At 30.8% G+C, this 2,779-nt stretch carries 2 protein-coding genes and 1 pseudogene; all 3 read right to left on the minus strand.

Annotated elements, in window-relative coordinates:
• A pseudogene (locus HCCG_RS11255) lies at positions 1-988 on the minus strand (hypothetical protein); the annotation flags it as partial.
• A 21-nt stretch (positions 989-1,009) separates the two neighbouring features.
• Positions 1,010-2,173: a lysozyme inhibitor LprI family protein gene (locus HCCG_RS11260; protein WP_015453619.1), complete on the minus strand. Its 1,164-nt coding sequence runs from the start codon at positions 2,171-2,173 to the stop codon at positions 1,010-1,012.
• Positions 2,174-2,252: 79 nt separating this feature from the next.
• Positions 2,253-2,779: hypothetical protein (locus HCCG_RS12345; protein WP_034548649.1), on the minus strand; the 527-nt coding region annotated here is incomplete at its 5' end.

The following is a 2,779-nucleotide window of genomic DNA, read 5'->3' on the forward strand; positions in this document are numbered from 1 at the left end:
AATTATCTTTATTAGGAGTAATACCTTGTATATTCTGCAATCTTGTATCAAGATTATTTGCTATTGCATCTTGATTATAAAATTTTTGCCAAGTTTGTTTTGGGCTTGTAGGTTTATTTGCATATAACAAGTCATTTTCATATTTTAAAATCCAATCTAAATGTGTTTGATTGGGATAATCTTTTTGAAATTTGGCAACAAAGTCTTGATTTACTTTTTCTCTAGGTTTATATTTGAAATTTAATATTTTAAAAATACCAATGGCAAGTTTAAAGGCTTTTGTATTATCATATTCAAATCCAAAAAGTTCAGATTCCCAAAATCTTCTTTTAGCTATGCCAAATTTATCATTATTGTTATCTAAAAGAAAATTTACCCCATATCGCAAGGTAAAAAATGCCAAGAATCGATTATATCTATCTTTTATGCAAGTGTTAAAAAAATATTTTCTAGATTCAATGCCAACATTAAAAGCATACGACAAAATGCTCGCATATTCATTTGTTTCTTTATCCATTTTTAAAGTTTTATCATTGATGCTAGAAGCATTTTGAAATATGTTATTAGATGCTATTTTTTTGATTTTTATGCCCTGTTCTTTGGTTAGTTTAAAATCACTTTGTGCATTATCATATTTTTTTAATAAGCCATTCAACTGTGTGCGTGTATTTCCTATGGTATCATTTGTTACAATTTCCTTAGTAATATTATAAAATTCATCAATCATAGTTTTATTATCTGTATTATCTAAAGCCCTTATATCTGCAATGGAATCTAAAGTTATCACACTCCCAAATAATCCCAATTCATTTAACACAGCAATTAGCCAATTCCTCTCTTGCAAATTAATGCCATAACCTATGGTTAAATACCCGCTATCATCTTCTTTTGCTTTGTCGTTATAGGGAAGTTTTCTAAAGCCTTCAACCACCTTAAGCAATTCAAGGGTATCTTCCAAATACTTTGTATTTTTTGTTGTTTCAAACATTTCAATCCTATAAATTTTATTTTAATAAGTGCATTTTAGCTCTCTTTTATTGCCCTCTAAGAGATAGATTCTCTTAGGATATTTTGTTGGTTTCTCTCCCCAAAAGCGATTGCTACTTAAACGAATATAATTTTTCCCTTGAAACTCCATAACACTATAAAACAATGCCGTAAATTGTGGGGCTATGTTTTGTTGTTCGCTCATTCTTGCATATTCTTTGTCATCAAAACTAAATTCTTCGCTTGCTTCAAACACTCTAAAGTTAAAGCGTCCTGATATTTTATTGCTAGGAAGTGCATAGGTATTAATAACAAATGAAATCCTCTCGCCTATTTCCATTTTGCTCCATAGATTCATAAAAGTATATTCTCCACTAAAATGCAAATCATCACCATAGATTCTATCACTTGCTTTTTCGTTGATTTGATTGCCTGTTAAGACATAAAGTGTTTGTGATGAATCCCCAGATACAAGCATTATTGTTTCCCTTTTCCCATCATTATCTATATCAAGTTTTTTGACATAAATTTGCGGCTCTATATACGAGCCTCGATCATTGATAAACTTCTGCCTCTGCGTGAGTTTACCATAGGTGCAATATTTGTAATTATAATCAGAGCCTAGACAGAATCCTAGCGTATAGAGCGGGTCATCAACTGAATATTGTATCTCTCGCCACTCATCTTGGTTATCTTTCCATTTTCTTGCATACTCACACAGCTCTTTATTGTTAGAATCTAGCACTTCGCCCAAAAGCTTAAGTAAGATTATGGTTCTTTTCTTATACATATTTTGAATAATACCTTTTTCATTACCGCCCATTCGCAGTATCAGTTCTTCATCCTCCTCATTAAATAAATCCTTATAGATACTAGCTGCATTATTTGAATTAATGTTGTTTGCACTAGTAATAAATCTTCTTTGAGATTGCAAAAGATTATCTAATCTTTGGTTTTTATCACTCAAGCTTGACTTTTTTAGCTCATTCCTTAACTGCGTATAGACTTCAGCCATATATCTATCTAGATTCTGTAATTCCCCACTAGAATCTTCACATATTATCTTTTCTACTTTTGTGCTAGCCTTAGCACAATCAAAGCTAGGTTTTGCTTCTTGTGGGCTTTGGGCATTGACACTAATACTTAACATTAAGAAAACCCCTAAGACTATTAGAATTTTTTGCATAAAACCTCCTAGTTTATCTCTCCATATCGGATATATACTCAAACTCCTCATAACTTAAATTCGTTGTTTTGATTGGCATTTAGTTTCCTAATAATTTATTAAGTTTTTTATCTTTTTTAAAAGCTTGATATAGCTTGTCATAGTATATTTTGTATTTTTCCACTGCTTCATCAAATAAATCCTCATTTGCCTCATTAATCCGAACATCTACAAGAAAGTAATTCCACTGCATAATGCTGTAAGCCATAAAATCTATAATAATGTCCTTGGTAGTGTTTTCAAAAAATTTACTAAATAGATTATAACTAGGCAAAAACTCTATGTCTGCCACATCATAGGCTCCATTAACATTTATAATTGGGACAATAAAATCTTCCATTTTTTCATTAAAGCCCCATTTTTCTCTGTTGGCTTCTGTATCTATCATTTTAAACCCTAGAGTAGCAATAGCCTCTAAATAAGTTTGTTTTATGCAATAATTGAGATAATGTTGTTCAAAGTTTTCTTGTTGTCTTGCCTTAAGTGGTGCAACAAAATAGCAACTCCATATATTTCTATGCTGCATAACGGATTTATTAAAATATTTTAGTTGTTCTCCCACCTCTT

This window comes from Helicobacter cinaedi CCUG 18818 = ATCC BAA-847, from assembly GCF_000155475.1.
In the GTDB taxonomy this organism is placed as follows: domain Bacteria; phylum Campylobacterota; class Campylobacteria; order Campylobacterales; family Helicobacteraceae; genus Helicobacter_C; species Helicobacter_C cinaedi.

Excerpts from the sequence above, each read along its gene's own strand:
- HCCG_RS11260 (WP_015453619.1), bottom strand. The coding sequence starts at position 2,173 with ATGCAAAAAATTCTAATAGTCTTAGGGGTTTTCTTAATGTTAAGTATT.